This is a genomic window from Paenibacillus lactis, from assembly GCF_017873605.1.
Classification (GTDB): Bacteria; Bacillota; Bacilli; order Paenibacillales; family Paenibacillaceae; genus Paenibacillus_AQ; species Paenibacillus_AQ lactis.
Genome location: NZ_JAGGKI010000002.1, coordinates 208,613 through 224,696 on the forward strand (window position 1 = coordinate 208,613; position 16,084 = coordinate 224,696).

Genomic DNA, 16,084 nt, shown 5'->3' on the forward strand with positions numbered 1-16,084 from the left:
GTGTGCCTGTCCAGGCGGCGCAATGATAGCTCCCGCCCGATGTCTCGCGAACCGGTGTACGGACAACTAAGCTTGCGACAGCTTCTTTCGCCGAAAAACAGCTTCTCTCGCCCCTGATTTTGCCTGTCATGAGAATATGCTATAATCAAGGAACAGAATATAGCCATCTCATCTTACTTAGGGAAAGAGGTTCTGAATTGTGGTTGATTTCAATTCCCCAATTCTTCAAATAGGCTCCACGGTCGCGATGCTCGTCATGGCCTTAACGGTGATTTTCATTCGGATGAAGGCCAGCCACCGGCCGGTAACCGTTAGGAAGATCATTATTCCGCCGCTCGCGATGAGCACAGGATTTCTGATGTTCGTGGAGAAGCAGGTGCGAATCCCGATATGGTGGGGGATCATCGCATTTCTTGTCGGCTGGTTTATCTTCTCCTATCCGCTCATTCGGAGCACCCGGTTCGAGAAGGTGGACGGGCAGATCTTCATGCAGAAGTCTCGCAGCTTTGTCTACATCCTGCTTGGGCTTCTGGCCTTCAGGCTTCTGCTGCACGGGTATATTGAGCAGCATATTTCCATTCCGCAGACCGCGGCGCTGTTCTTTCTGCTCGCCTACGGAATGATCGTACACTGGCGCATCTCCATGTACCGCCAGTATCAGCAAATCACGGGCCCCGAAGCGGCCATGTGAGCCAGGGCGTGTCACGAAAAAAAGAGTGCCGATCCGCACGGTGCAAGGGCTCCTTTGAGCCAAGCCTTTGTGCGGTCGCCACTCTTTTTTCTATTTGCCGGATGCCCGAATCCAATGGGTCAATTCTGCTCCTCGCTTACCTTCACCAGCTGTTTTCCGAGATTCTCCCCGCTGAACAGCCCCAGGAACGCCTCCGGCGTATTCTCGAAGCCTTCGATGATATTCTCGGCATACTTAATCTTTCCGTCCCGCAGCCACTCGGCCAGCTCGTGAAGCGCTTCATTGTACCGGCTCTGATAATCGCCGACGAGAAATCCCTTCATCAAGGCCGTATTGGTCAGCAGCAGGCTTTGAATCCGCGGACCCGTGTCCGGCTTCTCCAGATTGTACAGCGCAATTTGTCCGCAAATCGGAATGCGCGCATTTTTGTTAATCAGACGCAGCACCGCATCGGAGACTTCCCCGCCGACGTTATCGAAGTAAATGTCCACGCCGTCGGGACAAGCCTCCCGAAGCTCATCCTCAAACGTCTCCGAGCGATAATTCAGAGCCGCGTCAAAACCCAGCTCCTCCGTTAAATACCTTATCTTCTCATCCGATCCGGCAATGCCGATCACCCGGGTTCCCTTAATCTTGGCGATCTGTCCAACGATCATGCCGACGGCCCCGGCGGCCCCGGATATAACGACGGTCTCGCCAGCCTGGGGCTGGCCGATGTCGAGGAGCCCGAAGTACGCCGTCAAGCCGGTCATCCCGAGCACGCCCAGTGCGGTCGATACGGGAGCCAGCTCCGGATTGATCTTGCGCAGTGTGGATGAGCTCACAACCGCGTATCTCCGCCAGCCCCAATTGCCTGCAACGAAATCGCCTTCCCGAAATCCCGGGTGCGTGGATTCCATGACCTGGCCGACCGCGCCGCCCTGAATGACCTCGCCCACCTCATAAGGCTTGACGTAGCTTTTCGCTTCGCTCATTCTTCCCCGCATATACGGGTCAACCGAAAGATACACCGTCCGCACCAGCACTTCGCCGGCCTGCGGAACAGGCATGGGCTGTTCCTCGAACGCAAAATCCGCCTGATTCGGCATCCCTTGCGGACGCTTGGCCAGAATAATTTGCTCATTGACAGACATCTGAGTACCCTCCTTTAAGAAGTCATTACATTTATTTACCCATTTTGTCCGATCCTGATCCATTTCATGAACCACTCGCAGCAAATTAACATTTAAGACACAGTGCCCCCCGCTTCTCCCCTTCTCACCGCTTGGGATTGCCGGGAGGCCTACCTGCTCTTGACGAGGAGGTTCACCGCTTCTTGCACGAGCTTCTCGGTATTCTCGCCGTCCAACTCGGCCTTGCGCACGCAATCCACCAGATTGGCGCTGACCACGACACCAATCGTGCGGTCGATCGCCGTTCGGGCAGCCGTTAATTGCGTAATGACCTCCCGGCAATCCTTCGCCTCCTCCATCATTTTCAATATCCCCCGAAGCTGTCCCTCAATCCGCTTCACGCGGTTCTTCACCTGATCATCGTAATGCATTCTTTGTCATCCCCTTTATCGTTTATCCGTCCAGGCTTGTCCCTCTTCTTCTAATTATAGCATCATTCATGCCCCTGAAACCCGCAATCATACCCGTACTGGCACAGGCACGGTACTATGATTGGCTGCTGAAACTTGATTGTTCCCGGCTTAGGGCTTGTATCGTCGCAGACCGCATGGTATATTTTTAGCAGAGTCATCAAATTCATAATTTAAAGGCAATGTTATCTTACTTGAGGTTTTGCACAAATCCATAGTTCAATCATCAATATAGAGATCGAAACGGTTTAATTCGTCTGTATATTGTGGCCCTGAAGCGGCTGGAATCGGATTTTGCAAAATCCCCTACTTACAAAAGGTACAACCTCGGCTATTTTTTAGTCCTGGGTGTGCCTTTTTTTAATTTTATCAATCAAGGGAGGAATTTATCGATGTTCTTGGAAGCCATTTATCATCGCCCGCGCAAAAACTGGTCCTACGCCTATGACGGAACGACCGTCCACCTCAGAATCCGTACGAAAAAGGATGATCTCACCGAAGTCTACGCGCTTGCCGGCGATAAATACATGTGGGATCAGACGATGGAATACATTCCGATGACCAAGCTGGCCACGGATGAGCTGTTCGACTATTGGGAGTGCGAGGCTACGCCGCCATACCGCCGCCTGAAATACGGCTTCCTGCTCCAGAAGGGGCAGGAGAAGCGCTGGATGACGGAATATGACTTCCTGACGGAGCCGCCGGCTAATCCGGATCGTCTGTTCGAGTACCCGTTCATTAACCCGGATGACGTATTCCAGCCGCCGGCTTGGGTGAAGGACGCCGTATTCTATCAGATTTTCCCTGAGCGTTTCGCAAACGGCGACCCGGGCAACGATCCGGAAGGCGCACTGCCATGGGGAAGCGCAGAGCCGACGCCGAACAACTTCTTCGGCGGTGACCTCCAAGGGGTGATCGATCATTTGGATCATCTGAGCGAGCTTGGCGTCAACGCGATCTATTTCACGCCGCTGTTTAAGGCAACGACCAACCATAAATACGATACGGAAGACTATTTGGAAATCGACCCTCAGTTCGGGGATAAAGATACGCTGAAGAAGCTGGTGGACCTGTGCCACGCGCGGGGGATCCGCGTCCTGCTGGATGCGGTCTTCAACCATTCCGGCAGAACGTTCGCGCCATTCGTGGACGTGCAGAAGAACGGTGAAAAATCGAAATACAAGGACTGGTTCTATATCCGTTCCCTGCCGCTTGAAGTGGTGGACGGCATCCCGACATACGATACCTTCGCCTTCGAGCCGCTCATGCCGAAGCTGAACACGGAGAATCCGGAGGTGCGGGCTTACCTCCTGAAGGCTGCCGAATACTGGATCAAAGAGACAGGCATCGACGGCTGGCGCCTGGACGTTGCCAACGAGGTCGGACACAGCTTCTGGCGCGAATTCCGTCAGGTCGTGAAAAAAGCCAATCCTGACGCCTACATCCTGGGTGAAGTATGGCACGAGTCCTCCATCTGGCTCGAAGGGGACCAGTTCGACGCCGTCATGAACTATCCGTTCACGAATGCGGTGCTGGACTTCTTCATTAACCGCACTGCGGATGCGGAGAAGTTCTCCTTCATGCTGGGCAAGCAGCTTGCGGGCTACCCGAGACAGGCAAGCGAAGTGATGTTCAATCTGCTGGACAGCCACGATACCGCGAGACTGCTGACACAGGCCGGCGGCGACAAGCGCCTGATGAAGCTTGCGGCCATGTTCCAGTTCACTTATTTCGGCACCCCTTGCATTTACTATGGCGACGAAATCGGCATGGACGGCGGACACGATCCGGGCTGCCGCAAATGCATGGAGTGGGATGAGACCAAGCACGACAAGGATCTGTTCACGTTCTACCAGACCCTCATCAAGCTGCGTAAGTCCCATCCGGCGCTGCGCACAGGCTCCTTCAAGTTCCTGCAGGCGGAGAAGAACGGCGGCAAGCTTGCCTACCTGCGGGAGGACGACAACGAAACGATCATCGTGGCGGTCAACAACGATAGAGCCGGCAATACCATTTCCTTGCCTGTGCAGCACCAGCAATGGACCAACCTGTGGAACGGTCAATCGCTTAGCGCGAAGCAAGGGCAGCTGACCGTGAAGCTGCCTGCGTACGGGTTTGCGATTTTGAAGGCCCAGCAATAATTCATATTCTACAATAAGAGATGCAGCTCCCTTCGAGCGCCGTGCTTACGGCTCGGGGGGGAGCTTTTTGAATGCCGGCGCCCGTGGTTTCGGTGTCAATTTTTCGTTGATAGGTGATCGTATTCCTCTGTTTTTTCTATTGACTAACCGGTCAACCAATAATAAAATAAACGCATCGGCCGATCCATATTTCGGAAAATGAATGGAGGGTGTTCACATGGATTTGTATTACGAGATTCACGGCAAGGGGAAGCCGATCTTGATGATTCACAGCGGCGGCGCCGATTCGCGGGACTGGAGCCTCATCACGCCGTTGCTCCAAGATCGATTTCAAGTGATTGCGATGGACGGTAGAGGAATCGGCAACTCCCCTTCTCCTGTCGGGCAGCCCAACTATATTCTTGATGTACTGTCCCTGCTCGACCACCTTAACCTTCCGCAGGCCGCCATCGTCGGCCACTCCATGGGCGGCCAGATTGCCACCGAATTCGCGATCCATTATCCTGAAAGAGTATCGGAGTTAGTCCTGATCGCACCTGCCTTATCCGGCTATCCGTATTCCGATGAATTCCAGGACTATATGAAACACGTGGGCGAAGCCGCTCCGGACGTAGAGCTGATGATTGAGCGTTCGATCGGCGCCCCGTCCTATGAGGTGGCCAGGAACAGCCCCCAGCGGGAGCTCATGGTTGACATGCTGCGCCGCCATTTCTTGCGTACTTTTACGTGGCCTGCCGCCGCCTTTGCGCCGATCTGGCCGACGCCGCCTGCCTACGAGCGGCTCGAAGAGATTCAGACCAGAACGCTATTCATCATCGGAGACCAGGAACTTCCTGATAACCTGCTGGTCGCCGAAAGCTTTCAGAGAGTTCCGGATATCCGATTCGTCAGGATAACAGGGGCCGATCATATGGTCACGCTGACTCATCCTGAAGCTGTATCTCAGCATATTACCGATTTTGTGGAGGACTGAAGGATTCATGCCGCGGACACCTAGCGAGAACGAACGCATTCGACAAATGGCGAAAGCCAACATTTTGGAGGCCGCGATGGACTTGTTTATCCGCCAAGGCTACCACGCCACCTCCATCAGCGATGTAGCCCGCCATGCCGGGATATCCAAAGGCCTTATGTATAATTACTTTCAAGGCAAGGAGGAGCTGCTCGCCACGATGGTAACGGAACGCATCGGGGCCATCGCGCAAGTCATGCAGGATGCAGCTGCGCTCACCGAACCTATTGAGCAGCTGAAGTTCATTATCGGGCACGCGATCGACAGCGTCTACCAAAAGCCGGAGGAGCACCGGTTCTATCTCCATCTCCAGACTCAGCCCGAAGCTGATCAGGAGCTGATCAAGTACAGCAGGCTCCTCGTAGAGGAAGCGGCGCGGCAGTTCGAGCTCCAGTGCAGGATATTCGAGCGGCTCGGCGTCGCCGAACCGCGCAAGCGCTCGCTTTATTTTTCCTCTACGCTCCAAGGCATCATGCTCATGATCTCCACCTATCCCCAGCAATTTCCGATCGAGGAGATCAAGGCGCAGATGCTGGACGAATTCCGCCGCTAGCAACCCTATTGCCGCCATACCGCTCTGTGCTGAAATGCAGTGGGCATGCTTCATCCATTGAAATGCCTGTGTTGTTTTCATGCTTTTGTGGTATACTTTGGTTAAAGATGCGTAAACTTAAAAAGCCGCGATGCTGGACACATCGCGACTTCTAACAAAGGCCGGTGGGCGACCACGGCGAGGATTTCACAATTCAATGAAAAGCCACCGGATAGCTAGGCGCCAACCTATTCCCGGTGGCTTTTCTTGTTTGGCCGCGATCGTTTCCGGGAGGCGTTAACTAAAGCATTCAGGCCAGTAATAATGCCGACCAGCTTTAGCATTCCGTCCAGGAGCTTGAGCGTCAATTCAAGAAGGGACACGGCGTCACCCCCTTTCGGGTTAGCTTCGCCGCGTCACTCCCACCGGTTACTTTGTCTCTTCAATTATACCATAATTCCCCTGGTAGAACTTTTATTTCCGTCGCTTGAACGCATAGGACCGTTTGTCGCTCATATCTTACCTGATTGATACTATATTTCCCTCTTCCTTCATGCCATGAATGCGTTATGCTATGAATAGTATATAGGATGAAAAACTATCAAATTCAGCGAAGATATCTTTCAGGAGGACAACGAGATGGCCATTCACTGGATCAAGCCCGATATTGCCGAATGCACCCGCCGGGGCATCGCCTACTTTACGTCGGAGCTGGAGATGATCAGCGGCCTGCCGTGCAAAATATACCGGATTACCGAGGAATTCGGCAGCCTGTCGGACCATATGCACGACTACTTCCAAATCTGGTACATCAGCCGGGGAGAGTTCGACCACACCCTGTTCGGCCAGAAATACCGGATGACCCAGGGCAGCATATTCGTCCTTCCTCCCTACAGCGTGCACAGGGTTGAAATGCTTCCAGGAAAAGAGCTTGAAGTGCTCGGCTGCGAGTTTATGCCCGAGTTCATTAACGAGCATCTGCATGCCCGCACGGAAGAATCCGGCGGGTTCGACCAAGCCTTTATCGAGTCGTTCATGGTACCTGAAGACAAAATCCCGCTCAAAATCATGCTCTCCAGCAGCAGTGATCTTGCCGTCAGGGAGCTGATGACCGAGATGCTTGCCGAATTCGGACGGCGAGGCCCCCGCTTTGAGCTGCTGCTTAAGGCGAATCTGCTCAAGCTGCTTGGCATCCTGAGCCGGGAGCTGGAGGAGAACGGGGCCGCCGGATTGACGGGTCCCAACAACCAGTATCGCGAGCCCATTATGAAGTCCATCGAGTTTATCCATAACCATTACGATAAGCCCCTCAGCCTGCAGGAGCTGTGTGCCGTCACGATGATGTCCCGGACGAACTTCTGCCGGCATTTCAAAGAGGTGACCGGCCGTACCTTCAGCCAGTATGTGACCAACTTCCGGGTCCGCATGGCGATGAGACTGCTCGCGCAGCCCGAGCTGACCGTCACGGAGGTATGCTATAAGGTGGGATTTAACGAGCTACCCTACTTTTGCCGCGTTTTCAAGAAATATACCGGCACCACCCCGGCTTACTATAAGAAGAACGCCTATTAGATGGCAAGGGTTGTTTTCCTAACCTGAACAATAATCCAATAAATAAACACAATAGTGAAATCCGAATGCATGCAGCCCATGATATACTCTGTGCAAGAAATGAATGAAAGTTCAACTCGGCGTCATGATTATGCATGCCTTACCAAATCCACGATTTTGGAGGAGAACCGATGAACAAAATTACAATTGCCGTCATTGGCTGCGGCACGATTGCCAACAGCGCTCATATTCCCGCCTACATAGCCAACGAAGATGCTGAAATCAAATACTTCTGTGACATTGCCCTGGACCGGGCGGAGGCTGCCGCTTCCAAATATGAATGCGGCCAAGCTGTTTCGGATTACCGTCAAGTGCTGAACGATCCGGAGGTTGACGCTGTATCCATCTGCACACCGAATGATGTTCATGCCTCGATCGCCATCGACTGCCTGCGGGCCGGCAAGCACGTATTATGCGAAAAGCCTGCAGCACGGACCTATGCCGAAGCACTCGAGATGCAGAAGGTTCAGCACGAGACCGGCAAGACGCTCAATATCGGGGTTGTGAACCGTTATAATGAAAGCGTTAACCGTATCAAGAACATGATCCAAAACGGCGAGCTCGGCGAGCTGTACCATGTCTATGCCAGCTTCCGTGCCCACCGCTCCATCCCGGGTCTCGGCGGCGCATTTACGACGAAGGCGATCGCCGGCGGCGGCGCGCTGATCGACTGGGGCGTTCATTTCCTGGATGTCGTCATGTACTGCACCGGCGATCCGAAGCCGCAAACCGTTTCCGGCCAGGCTTACTGCAAGCTCGGTAAGGATATGGAGGACTACACCTTCCTCAAGATGTGGGCAGGCCCGCCGAAATACGATGGCACATATGACGTCGACGATTTCGTTACGGCCCTCATTCGGACGGAAGGTCCTACGATCTCCTTAAACGGAGCGTGGGCGCAAAATATCGGAGCCGAAGAAATGTTCATCGACTTCCTGGGCGACAAAGGCGGCATCCGTCTGAAATACGGGGCCGAGTTCACCTTCTATACCGCGAAGGACGGCGCGCTGCTTGAAACGACGCCGAAATTCAATATCGGCAACATGTTCCAGAACGAGATCGATGGCTTTATCCGCTCCATCCAGACCGGGGAGAAGCAGCCATCGCATATCGATACGGTCATTCTGTCCTCTCAGATCATCCAGGCGATCTATGATTCGTCCGACAAGGGAGCAGAGGTATCGCTTCAGCCCGTAGCCCAGAGCAGCAACTAACCCAGTTCGAAACGTCAGGGAGGCATAGGTTTTATGAAAAAAATCGGATTTGTCGATCTGCATCTCGACCAGTTCCATGCGAATAAATATCCCGGTTGGATTGAGCAGGCAAGCAACGGAACCATGAAAGTCGTCTGCGCCTACGGCAAACAGGACAAAGAAGGCGGCCTCACCAATGAAGCTTGGTGCAAGGAGAACGGGATCGAGCAGGTGCATTCCATCGAGGAGGTCGTTGAACGAAGCGACTATCTGATCGTTCTGTCCCCGGACCATCCCGAGTACCATGAGGAGCTGTCGCAGCTGCCGCTGGCTTCCGGGAAGCCTACGTATATCGACAAAACGTTTGCGCCTGATCGCGAGACGGCCATCCGTCTGTTCGAGCTGGCCGCGAAGCATGGAACGCCGATGTACTCGACCTCGGCGCTTCGCTTCGCCAGCGAGTATGCCGAGCTTGAACCCGCAGGGATTCAAACGATCAGCAGCTGGGGACCCGGTGCTTTCTCGAATTATTCCATCCATCAGATCGAGCCGATCGTCCAGCTGATGGGCTCGAATCCGAAACGCGTCATGTTCACCGGAACCGAGGCGTCTCCCGCCCTGCTGATCGACTTCGGCGAAGGACGCCAGGCTGCAGTGAACCACCTCGGGGACAATTGCCCATTTACGCTAGGTGTTCGTTACGACTCCGGCAGCTTCAAGCAGGCAACGGCGAACTCCAACTTCTTCGGGGCGTTCATCGAAAATCTGGTGCACTTCTTCGAGACAGGCAAGCCTGCGGTCGATCCCGCCGAGACGATTGCCGTCATTACGATCATCGAGTACGGGCTGAAGGCATCCACAACGCCGTATGTTTGGGTAGAGCTGCCGGTATTCGCGAACAACTTGCAGTAAAGCTTAACAGAATTTTGCATAGTTCATAGGGTTCATTTCCATCATGGAAAAACAAGAGCTGTTCTTAGGACGCGTCCTCAAGAACAGCTCTTTTCATGTCGAGCAAGATTCCGTTTTGCGCAATTTCGGTCGGTTGGAGAGTCCTCCACGAGCTATATTTCCTTCCGCTGAAAATAGATAAGACCCGCGATAAAGAACAGCAGGAACCCGCCGACCACCACCATCATCAGGCTTTCGAACGGCAGATTGAACGCTCCGAAGCCGGCCTGTCCCTGGGGCATCATGGCCAAAAACGGCTGAGCCCATGGATAATACGGCGCATAGGTTTCCGAATTCGCCACGAGCATATTCGGAATCGTAAACACCACGTTCAGTGCCAGCGGAGCGGCAAAGCTGCTCCAAGCCGTGGACACGCCAAGCTGTAAGGCTGCGAGCGGCAGGCAGGCCACCCAGCCGCCAAGCAGGCTGCGTCCCATCATGTCCCACGGAATCGAAGCGTCGATCCCCTTGATCATCCCTGCTCCCAGCACCGCTGCGAGGAACAGTGCCTGCACGACTGCGAGCAGCAGGCTGACTACGGTAAACTTCGCAAAATAAACCGCGCTGCGCGAGACAGGCAGCACCAGCAGCTGCTTCCAGCCTCCGCCCGAATGCTCATACCGGCACACCATTGCGCTGAAAATCCCCGTCATGATGGGCAGAAAGAGCATCGCATGCAGGATGCTCATTATGCCGACCAGCGCTTCCCAAGGCGCGATCGGATTCGATGAGCCTTCCACAATGCCAAGCAGCATAACCAGGGCCGCGCACATAAGAATCTGCACCCATAGTCTTGACTTCGATAATTTTAGCCACTCGCAGGACACCGCTCTTGTATAGGCCGTCATCTCAATCCACATCCTTCCGGTTAAAATGAATCAGCCCGGCGCAAGCAATGACAACGCCCAGCAGCAGGCCCGCACCGATTACTTTCGCTTCGCCCGGCCCCATATACGCTAGCAGCGGCCACTTGAGCGGCATCCAATTCGGAAATTGGAAGGCGAACATGGACACGACCGATGCCGTAATGCCGATGCTTACCGGCAAGCCCTGATTCTTCAGCGTCAGCGACAGCCACAGCTGGAGCGCAAGCATCGGTAGTGCGGCGAACAACTGGACAAAGCCGATCCGCAGCAGATCCAGATACGGCATCTGCTCGACGCCCATCCCCAGCAGCAGCCCCAAGCCAGCCGTACCTAATGTCAGCAAAATGCAGGACACGCACAGAATCAGGAACGCCTGCACGAATTTCGCGCTGAACACGGCCGTTCGTGAAATCGGCAATGCCAGCAGCTGCTTCCAGGAGCTGAGCTGGTGCTCGACGTTTGCCATGAGGGAGCAGACCAGCGTGATGCCAAGGAACAGCGCGATCGGCACGAAGAACAGTACGTTCTCCAGCAAGCCGCCCCACGGATCATCCGCATAGGACTTCATCAAGTAGTCATACCGCAGTCCGAAGTTTAGGCCCTGCATCGCCACCAGCCCGATCGGTCCCAGCGCGGCGAGAAACCAAATGCCTTTGCCCCGGATTTTCAGCCAATCGGCTGACAGTGCTCGGACCATCATGGGCGGCTCCCCTCCCCTACGATTTGCATGAAGATATCCTCGAGCGACTTCCGCTTCTCCTCGACCCGATATACCGCATGCCGATTCTCGACCAGCCGCTTGACGAGCAGCGCCACCTTGGCATCCTGCATTGATTCCAGCTCGAGCACATGGTTTCTGAGCGTGCCTTCGCAGCCAAGATCCAGCGCGAGCTGCAGAGCGTCCTCCGGCTCCGACACCGCCAGGCGGAAGCCGCTGGAAGCCGTCCGGATCAGGTTATCGATCGAATCCTGGAATACCATTCGGCCCTCACGGATGATGCCAACCTTGTCGGCCATCTGCTCAACCTCGCCCAACAGATGACTGGAGACCAGAACGGTGATGCCGTATTGGCGCGGCATGTTTTTGATCAGCTCCCGGATTTCATGAATCCCGGACGGGTCCAATCCGTTGGTCGGTTCATCAAGAATCAGCAGCTCCGGATTGTTCAGCAGGGCAGCCGCAATCCCGAGTCGCTGCTTCATGCCGAGGGAATATCCCTTCACCGGGCGCTTCGCCTCTTTCGTCAGAGAGACGATTTCCAGCACTTCCGCAATGCGGGATTTCGGGCTGCCGGTGATCCGGCGGATGGCCTCCAAATTTTCCACCGCCGTCAAATGTCCATAATACGACGGATATTCTACAAGCGAGCCGGTACGGCGCAAGATGTCCATTTTCTCGCTCTTCAAATCCTTGCCGAATAGATGAATGGCTCCGCGCGTCGGCTGGATCAGCCCGAGCAGCATCCGGATCGTCGTTGTCTTTCCGGCCCCGTTCGGCCCGAGAAAGCCGTAAATGTCACCGCGCGCGATCTCCAGATTCAAGTCCTCGACTGCTGCGCGTTTTTTGTATGTTTTATAAAGTCCCTTTGTTTGAATGACGAGTTCCGTCACGTTCATCACCTCGTAAACCATCGTACTTGGTCAAGGTTAAACGGCGGTCGGGGGCAAGTTTAAATTTTCTTTAAAAAAGCGAATCAGGGTAGAGCGCGCTCCTAGCTTCGTGCAACTATGGCGCTTCGGTGGCGGTCATAAACTCTTCCTGTATCTAAGGCCGCTACGGTGGCGGATCGTTCTTCCGATCGCTGTTAAATCCGGGAAACCGGAATGATCCTAAACGAGGTTGTTTCCCGGATTTAAAGGCGAGCGCTTCGCTTCTCCAGACCGATTCCTCCCCCTCCGCTGGTGCGTGAATATCAAGATATGCCCACCAATGTTTCTATGAGCTGGCACTCAAACTCTCATACAGTTGCTCGCTCTGCCCTTGATCGCAGTGCGGGGGATGGGTAGGACAACCACCACCGCTTCGAGTGGTGGTCATAAACTCTTCCTGCAACGATGGCCGCTTCGGTGGCGGATCGTTCTTCCGATCGCTGTTAAATCCGAGAAACCGGAATGATCCTAAACGAGGTTGTTTCCCGGATTTAAAGGCGAACGCTCCGCTTCTCCAGACCGATTCCTCCCCCTCCGCTGGTGCGACGGGTATGAGATATGTGCTATCCGAGGTTTCTAAGTTTCCATGCCTCTGCTCGCTGTCAGCGCACATCGCTCCTTCTATAAGGCACTCAGACTTCTCATGCAGCTACCTAATGCCATACTACTCGCCTTACCCATGATCGCAGTGCTGGGGGATGGGTAGGACAACCACCACCGCTTCGAGTGGTGGTGATAAAACCCCCGTGCAACAAGGCCGCTTCGGTGACGGTCATAAACTCCTCCTGCAACTAAGGCCGCTTCGGTGGTGGTCATAAACTCTTCCTGCAACGATGGCCGCTTCGGTGGCGGATCGTTCTTCCGATCGCTGTTAAATCCGGGAAACCGGAATGATCCCAAACAAGGTTGTTTCCCGGATTTAAAGGCGAACGCTACGCTTCTCCAGACCGATTCCTCCCCCTCCGCTGGTGCGACGGGTATGAGATTATGCAGTACAGGGCTTCATTCCCTAATAATTGGTACGTCGATTGATGATGATCTAAAATTTACTGAAACTTCCAATCCCTCATTACGTATGGTCACTTAGGGCTTAATCACTGAATGCGTGCTAGCTGACGCTGGCCAACAGGATAAGGGCATGTTACAGCCTAAGGTCCGAGCTGTGCTTGTTTCTGGTAGTGGTGCTGCTTCTATAGGCACTGTCGGCTGGCTATCGTCCCCCGTTCATGGATATATGCCCGACAATTCAATTCGAAATGAGGTCATTCGCATGAAAAAGGTAACCTGGCCTGGAAGAACCAAGCTAGACAACTTCTCCAATTACGTGACTTTGATCCTGGATGTGATCTTGTATATCCCACGTTGGATTATGAGATTGTTTTAAATAAAGGGAGGATTAGCCTTCCCCTAGGTAAATGCCGCAGTTAAGGCGGCAAACAGCACAAAAAAAGGACCCGGAAACGTCCGGCTCCTTCATTCGCACCTCAATGATTTGTCTTGTTCACGGCGCTGCGCGTCATCACGATCATCAACTTCCGAGTGAGCTTTACAGGCCGTCGCGGCTTATTACATATCGTCCACTTCAAACCGGACCTGCTTCCCTCCGGGATTAAGCTCCTGCCCTGGGTAAACGCCGCCGCTTCCCGGCTTCCAGATGGTGATTCTCGTTCCTTCGCCGGAGCTCTCAACCTCGCATTTTAACCCCATTTCCTTCGCTAGGAAATCCACGACCGCAAGCCCGATGCCTGCGCCCTTGTTATGGGACTCGCTGCCGAATCCCGGGCCGCGATCCGAGATGATCAGCGCTCCGGTCTCTTCACCGCCTTCGACTTGGCGTTCCTCGGTATAAATGCCGATATACTTACCGGATTGGGCATGGCGCACGACATTTTGAAACAAATTGTCGAGCAGCCGCCGGAACCATAACACATCGACATTCCAGATCAGCGGCTCTTCGCGCAGAGCAATGTCGGGCTCGATGCCTGCTTTTTCCCATACCGGATACCATGCGGCCGCACTCTCTTTGACCAGTCTCAAAACGTCCTTCGCATCAAGGTTTAGCTGCACCTTGCCGCTCGTGAGCAGATTATAGGATAGCAGGTTATCAATTAATCCCCCCAAATCGCCGATTTTGGCCTCGATGAGGGAGAGCGATTCCTTGCCCCTCCCGCTGAGCGGCTCCCGCTCCAAAGAGAAAATATGGCTTCGTATAACCGTCAATGGCGTCCTCAAGTCATGCGACAAGCTCGCAATGAGCGACTTGCGCAGCTCCTCCTCCTCGCGCTGGCGGCGCTGGCCCTCTTCCAGCTGGCTCACCATATCGTTGTAGCCCTCTTCCAGCTGCCCGATCTCATCCAGCTTGGTCAACGTGACCGGCTGCGGGATGCCTGTTGCTTCATTCGGGGATGTCATTGCGTTCCGGAGGCGCAGCAGCCGCTTGCGGATGCGTACGAAGAACAGCCAGGACACCAGGATGAAGAGGCCGGACATGGTCGCCATGAATAAACCGTACAGGGTCGTCTCGCTGGCGATCGGATCCTGTACGCTGATATATTTTCTCGGAATCCGCATCACCATGAAGCCCTCGTCCGCTCCCTCATCCCCGATAAAAGCGACCACCGTGAACGGATCGGCCCCGACGGAATTTTTCATAAATTGTACGGTATGCTGGGCGCTCCATAACGCGGGCATATCCTCCTGCACAGGGAGCTCGATCCGCTTTCGACTATCGCTGTCCACCCACAGCATCTGAACTTCAGGATAAGCCTGCCGCAGCGATTTCAGCCTCTGCTCGATCTCCTCCGGCGATGCGCCTTCTAATTGGGTTGCTTCCTTATGCCACATTTTCTCCAATACGGTCCCATTCTCATATTTTTTGTCGGGAAGCGGCGGCACGTCCATGAATGTGTTGGCAACGAACCAGTAGAACACGGAGGCGAGCGGGAACAGAATCGGCATGAAAATCATGGCCACCGAAATAAGCAGCAGATACCGATTCGTCAGGGATTTGCGAAACCGCCCCTTCGCTCTCCACCCTTTCATGCTTTCACCCGGTAGCCGAGCCCGCGGACCGTCTCGATAATTTCCGGGGACGCCGGGTCCCGCTCCAGCTTCTCGCGCAGGTAACGGATATGAACCATCAACGTCTTGTCCCCCTCGATATAAGACTCACCCCATACCGATTCATAGATCTGCTCCTTGGTCATGACGCGGCCCTGATGCTGAAGCAGGTACATAAAAATCTGATACTGCTTGCCGGTCAGCAAAATTTCCTCTCCGGTATCCTCATTGACGATCCGGTTCTCGCCCTCATAAACCGTCAAATGCTTGACCCTCACCGGTTCGGCGGATTGTACGGCAGAACGGCGCAGCAGCACCTCGACCCTTGCCGCCAGCTCGTCCGGGTGGAAAGGCTTGGTCAAGTAATCGTCCGCGAATTCCAGACCCTGGAGTTTGTCGTCGATGGACGTTCTGGCCGACAGCATCAGAATCGGCAATCCGGGGTACGCCTTCTTCAGCCGCTGTCCGACCGTAAACCCGTCGAGCCCGGGGAGCATGACGTCCAAGACGACAACCGCGCATTGGGCAGCTTCTTCCACTGCCTTTTCTCCGCTCTGGAGCCATTTCACCCCATAGCCCTTTTCCTTCAAAAAATCACTCACCCATCCGCCGATATCGCGGTCATCCTCGATATATAAAATGCTTGCGCTCATGGATATCTCCCTTTCCACCACCAAAATGTCGGCAATGCTTCTTCCAGCCGCTAACGCAAGGTGCGGGTCAGCGATTCGTTCCTCCGGCACCTGTCTTTTGTCATTGTAACATGTAAAAAAGGAAGAGCTACACCTCTGCAGC

General features: G+C 54.3%; 15 protein-coding genes. 7 read left to right on the forward strand and 8 right to left on the reverse strand.

What is annotated here, in order from left to right; all coding sequences use genetic code 11:
* Window positions 1-199 precede the first annotated feature (199 nt).
* Complete coding sequence (locus J2Z18_RS03930) at window positions 200-691, forward strand: CcdC family protein (RefSeq protein WP_007130501.1); 492 nt, start codon at window positions 200-202, stop codon at window positions 689-691.
* Window positions 692-810: 119 nt separating this feature from the next.
* On the opposite strand, the gene curA is transcribed toward J2Z18_RS03930, so the two are convergent.
* Window positions 811-1,824 (reverse strand): NADPH-dependent curcumin/dihydrocurcumin reductase, encoded by a 1,014-nt coding sequence (gene curA, locus J2Z18_RS03935; RefSeq protein WP_007130502.1) that lies wholly within the window; start codon window positions 1,822-1,824, stop codon window positions 811-813.
* A gap of 149 nt (window positions 1,825-1,973) precedes the next feature.
* Window positions 1,974-2,234 (reverse strand): metal-sensitive transcriptional regulator, encoded by a 261-nt coding sequence (locus J2Z18_RS03940; protein ID WP_007130503.1) that lies wholly within the window; start codon window positions 2,232-2,234, stop codon window positions 1,974-1,976.
* Window positions 2,235-2,665: 431 nt separating this feature from the next.
* On the opposite strand from J2Z18_RS03940, the gene J2Z18_RS03945 reads away from it, so the two are divergent.
* From J2Z18_RS03945 to J2Z18_RS03955, 3 genes are all read left to right on the forward strand, one after another.
* A complete protein-coding gene (locus J2Z18_RS03945; RefSeq protein WP_007130504.1) occupies window positions 2,666-4,414 on the forward strand; it encodes an alpha-glycosidase in 1,749 nt (582 codons plus the stop codon).
* 217 nt (window positions 4,415-4,631) lie between these two features.
* A complete protein-coding gene (locus tag J2Z18_RS03950) occupies window positions 4,632-5,387 on the forward strand; it encodes an alpha/beta fold hydrolase (RefSeq protein WP_007130505.1) in 756 nt (251 codons plus the stop codon).
* A 7-nt stretch (window positions 5,388-5,394) separates the two neighbouring features.
* A complete protein-coding gene (locus J2Z18_RS03955) occupies window positions 5,395-5,979 on the forward strand; it encodes a TetR/AcrR family transcriptional regulator (protein ID WP_007130506.1) in 585 nt (194 codons plus the stop codon).
* 227 nt (window positions 5,980-6,206) lie between these two features.
* Here the strand turns inward: J2Z18_RS03955 and J2Z18_RS30750 are convergent, their stop codons facing one another.
* Window positions 6,207-6,341: a hypothetical protein gene (locus J2Z18_RS30750; RefSeq protein WP_260842868.1), complete on the reverse strand. Its 135-nt coding sequence runs from the start codon at window positions 6,339-6,341 to the stop codon at window positions 6,207-6,209.
* Between the two features lie 256 nt (window positions 6,342-6,597).
* Between J2Z18_RS30750 and J2Z18_RS03960 the strand changes: the two genes are divergently transcribed.
* The 3 genes from J2Z18_RS03960 (at window position 6,598) to J2Z18_RS03970 (ending at window position 9,674) form a co-directional block, all read left to right on the forward strand.
* Window positions 6,598-7,530 (forward strand): AraC family transcriptional regulator, encoded by a 933-nt coding sequence (locus tag J2Z18_RS03960; protein WP_210094216.1) that lies wholly within the window; start codon window positions 6,598-6,600, stop codon window positions 7,528-7,530.
* Window positions 7,531-7,700: 170 nt separating this feature from the next.
* Window positions 7,701-8,783 (forward strand): Gfo/Idh/MocA family protein, encoded by a 1,083-nt coding sequence (locus tag J2Z18_RS03965; protein WP_210094217.1) that lies wholly within the window; start codon window positions 7,701-7,703, stop codon window positions 8,781-8,783.
* A gap of 33 nt (window positions 8,784-8,816) precedes the next feature.
* Window positions 8,817-9,674, forward strand: a complete 858-nt coding sequence (locus tag J2Z18_RS03970) for a Gfo/Idh/MocA family oxidoreductase (protein ID WP_210094218.1) — start codon at window positions 8,817-8,819, stop codon at window positions 9,672-9,674.
* Window positions 9,675-9,826: 152 nt separating this feature from the next.
* On the opposite strand, the gene J2Z18_RS03975 is transcribed toward J2Z18_RS03970, so the two are convergent.
* The 5 genes from J2Z18_RS03975 to J2Z18_RS03995 all read right to left on the reverse strand — a co-directional run bounded on the left by J2Z18_RS03975 (window position 9,827) and on the right by J2Z18_RS03995 (window position 15,942).
* Window positions 9,827-10,561 carry an ABC transporter permease gene (locus J2Z18_RS03975; RefSeq protein WP_007130510.1) on the reverse strand — a complete coding sequence of 245 codons (735 nt, stop codon included), beginning with the start codon at window positions 10,559-10,561 and terminating at the stop codon, window positions 9,827-9,829.
* Between the two features lies 1 nt (window position 10,562).
* Window positions 10,563-11,279 carry an ABC transporter permease gene (locus J2Z18_RS03980; RefSeq protein ID WP_007130511.1) on the reverse strand — a complete coding sequence of 239 codons (717 nt, stop codon included), beginning with the start codon at window positions 11,277-11,279 and terminating at the stop codon, window positions 10,563-10,565.
* The gene (locus tag J2Z18_RS03985) at window positions 11,276-12,196 is read right to left on the reverse strand and encodes an ABC transporter ATP-binding protein (RefSeq protein WP_245255843.1); all 921 of its coding nucleotides are present in this window, start codon (window positions 12,194-12,196) and stop codon (window positions 11,276-11,278) included. The genes J2Z18_RS03980 and J2Z18_RS03985 overlap by 4 nt, the downstream gene beginning before the upstream one ends.
* A gap of 1,599 nt (window positions 12,197-13,795) precedes the next feature.
* Window positions 13,796-15,271 carry a sensor histidine kinase gene (locus J2Z18_RS03990; RefSeq protein WP_210094219.1) on the reverse strand — a complete coding sequence of 492 codons (1,476 nt, stop codon included), beginning with the start codon at window positions 15,269-15,271 and terminating at the stop codon, window positions 13,796-13,798.
* Window positions 15,268-15,942: a response regulator transcription factor gene (locus J2Z18_RS03995; RefSeq protein ID WP_007130515.1), complete on the reverse strand. Its 675-nt coding sequence runs from the start codon at window positions 15,940-15,942 to the stop codon at window positions 15,268-15,270. Before J2Z18_RS03995 ends, J2Z18_RS03990 begins: the two co-directional genes overlap by 4 nt.
* Window positions 15,943-16,084 lie beyond the last annotated feature (142 nt).

Excerpts from the sequence above, each read along its gene's own strand:
- curA (WP_007130502.1), bottom strand. The coding sequence starts at position 1,824 with ATGTCTGTCAATGAGCAAATTATTCTGGCCAAGCGTCCGCAAGGGATG.
- J2Z18_RS03940 (WP_007130503.1), bottom strand. The coding sequence starts at position 2,234 with ATGCATTACGATGATCAGGTGAAGAACCGCGTGAAGCGGATTGAGGGA.
- J2Z18_RS03945 (WP_007130504.1), top strand. The coding sequence starts at position 2,666 with ATGTTCTTGGAAGCCATTTATCATCGCCCGCGCAAAAACTGGTCCTAC.
- J2Z18_RS03950 (WP_007130505.1), top strand. The coding sequence starts at position 4,632 with ATGGATTTGTATTACGAGATTCACGGCAAGGGGAAGCCGATCTTGATG.
- J2Z18_RS03955 (WP_007130506.1), top strand. The coding sequence starts at position 5,395 with ATGCCGCGGACACCTAGCGAGAACGAACGCATTCGACAAATGGCGAAA.
- J2Z18_RS03960 (WP_210094216.1), top strand. The coding sequence starts at position 6,598 with ATGGCCATTCACTGGATCAAGCCCGATATTGCCGAATGCACCCGCCGG.
- J2Z18_RS03965 (WP_210094217.1), top strand. The coding sequence starts at position 7,701 with ATGAACAAAATTACAATTGCCGTCATTGGCTGCGGCACGATTGCCAAC.
- J2Z18_RS03970 (WP_210094218.1), top strand. The coding sequence starts at position 8,817 with ATGAAAAAAATCGGATTTGTCGATCTGCATCTCGACCAGTTCCATGCG.
- J2Z18_RS03975 (WP_007130510.1), bottom strand. The coding sequence starts at position 10,561 with ATGACGGCCTATACAAGAGCGGTGTCCTGCGAGTGGCTAAAATTATCG.
- J2Z18_RS03980 (WP_007130511.1), bottom strand. The coding sequence starts at position 11,279 with ATGATGGTCCGAGCACTGTCAGCCGATTGGCTGAAAATCCGGGGCAAA.
- J2Z18_RS03985 (WP_245255843.1), bottom strand. The coding sequence starts at position 12,196 with ATGAACGTGACGGAACTCGTCATTCAAACAAAGGGACTTTATAAAACA.
- J2Z18_RS03990 (WP_210094219.1), bottom strand. The coding sequence starts at position 15,271 with ATGAAAGGGTGGAGAGCGAAGGGGCGGTTTCGCAAATCCCTGACGAAT.
- J2Z18_RS03995 (WP_007130515.1), bottom strand. The coding sequence starts at position 15,942 with ATGAGCGCAAGCATTTTATATATCGAGGATGACCGCGATATCGGCGGA.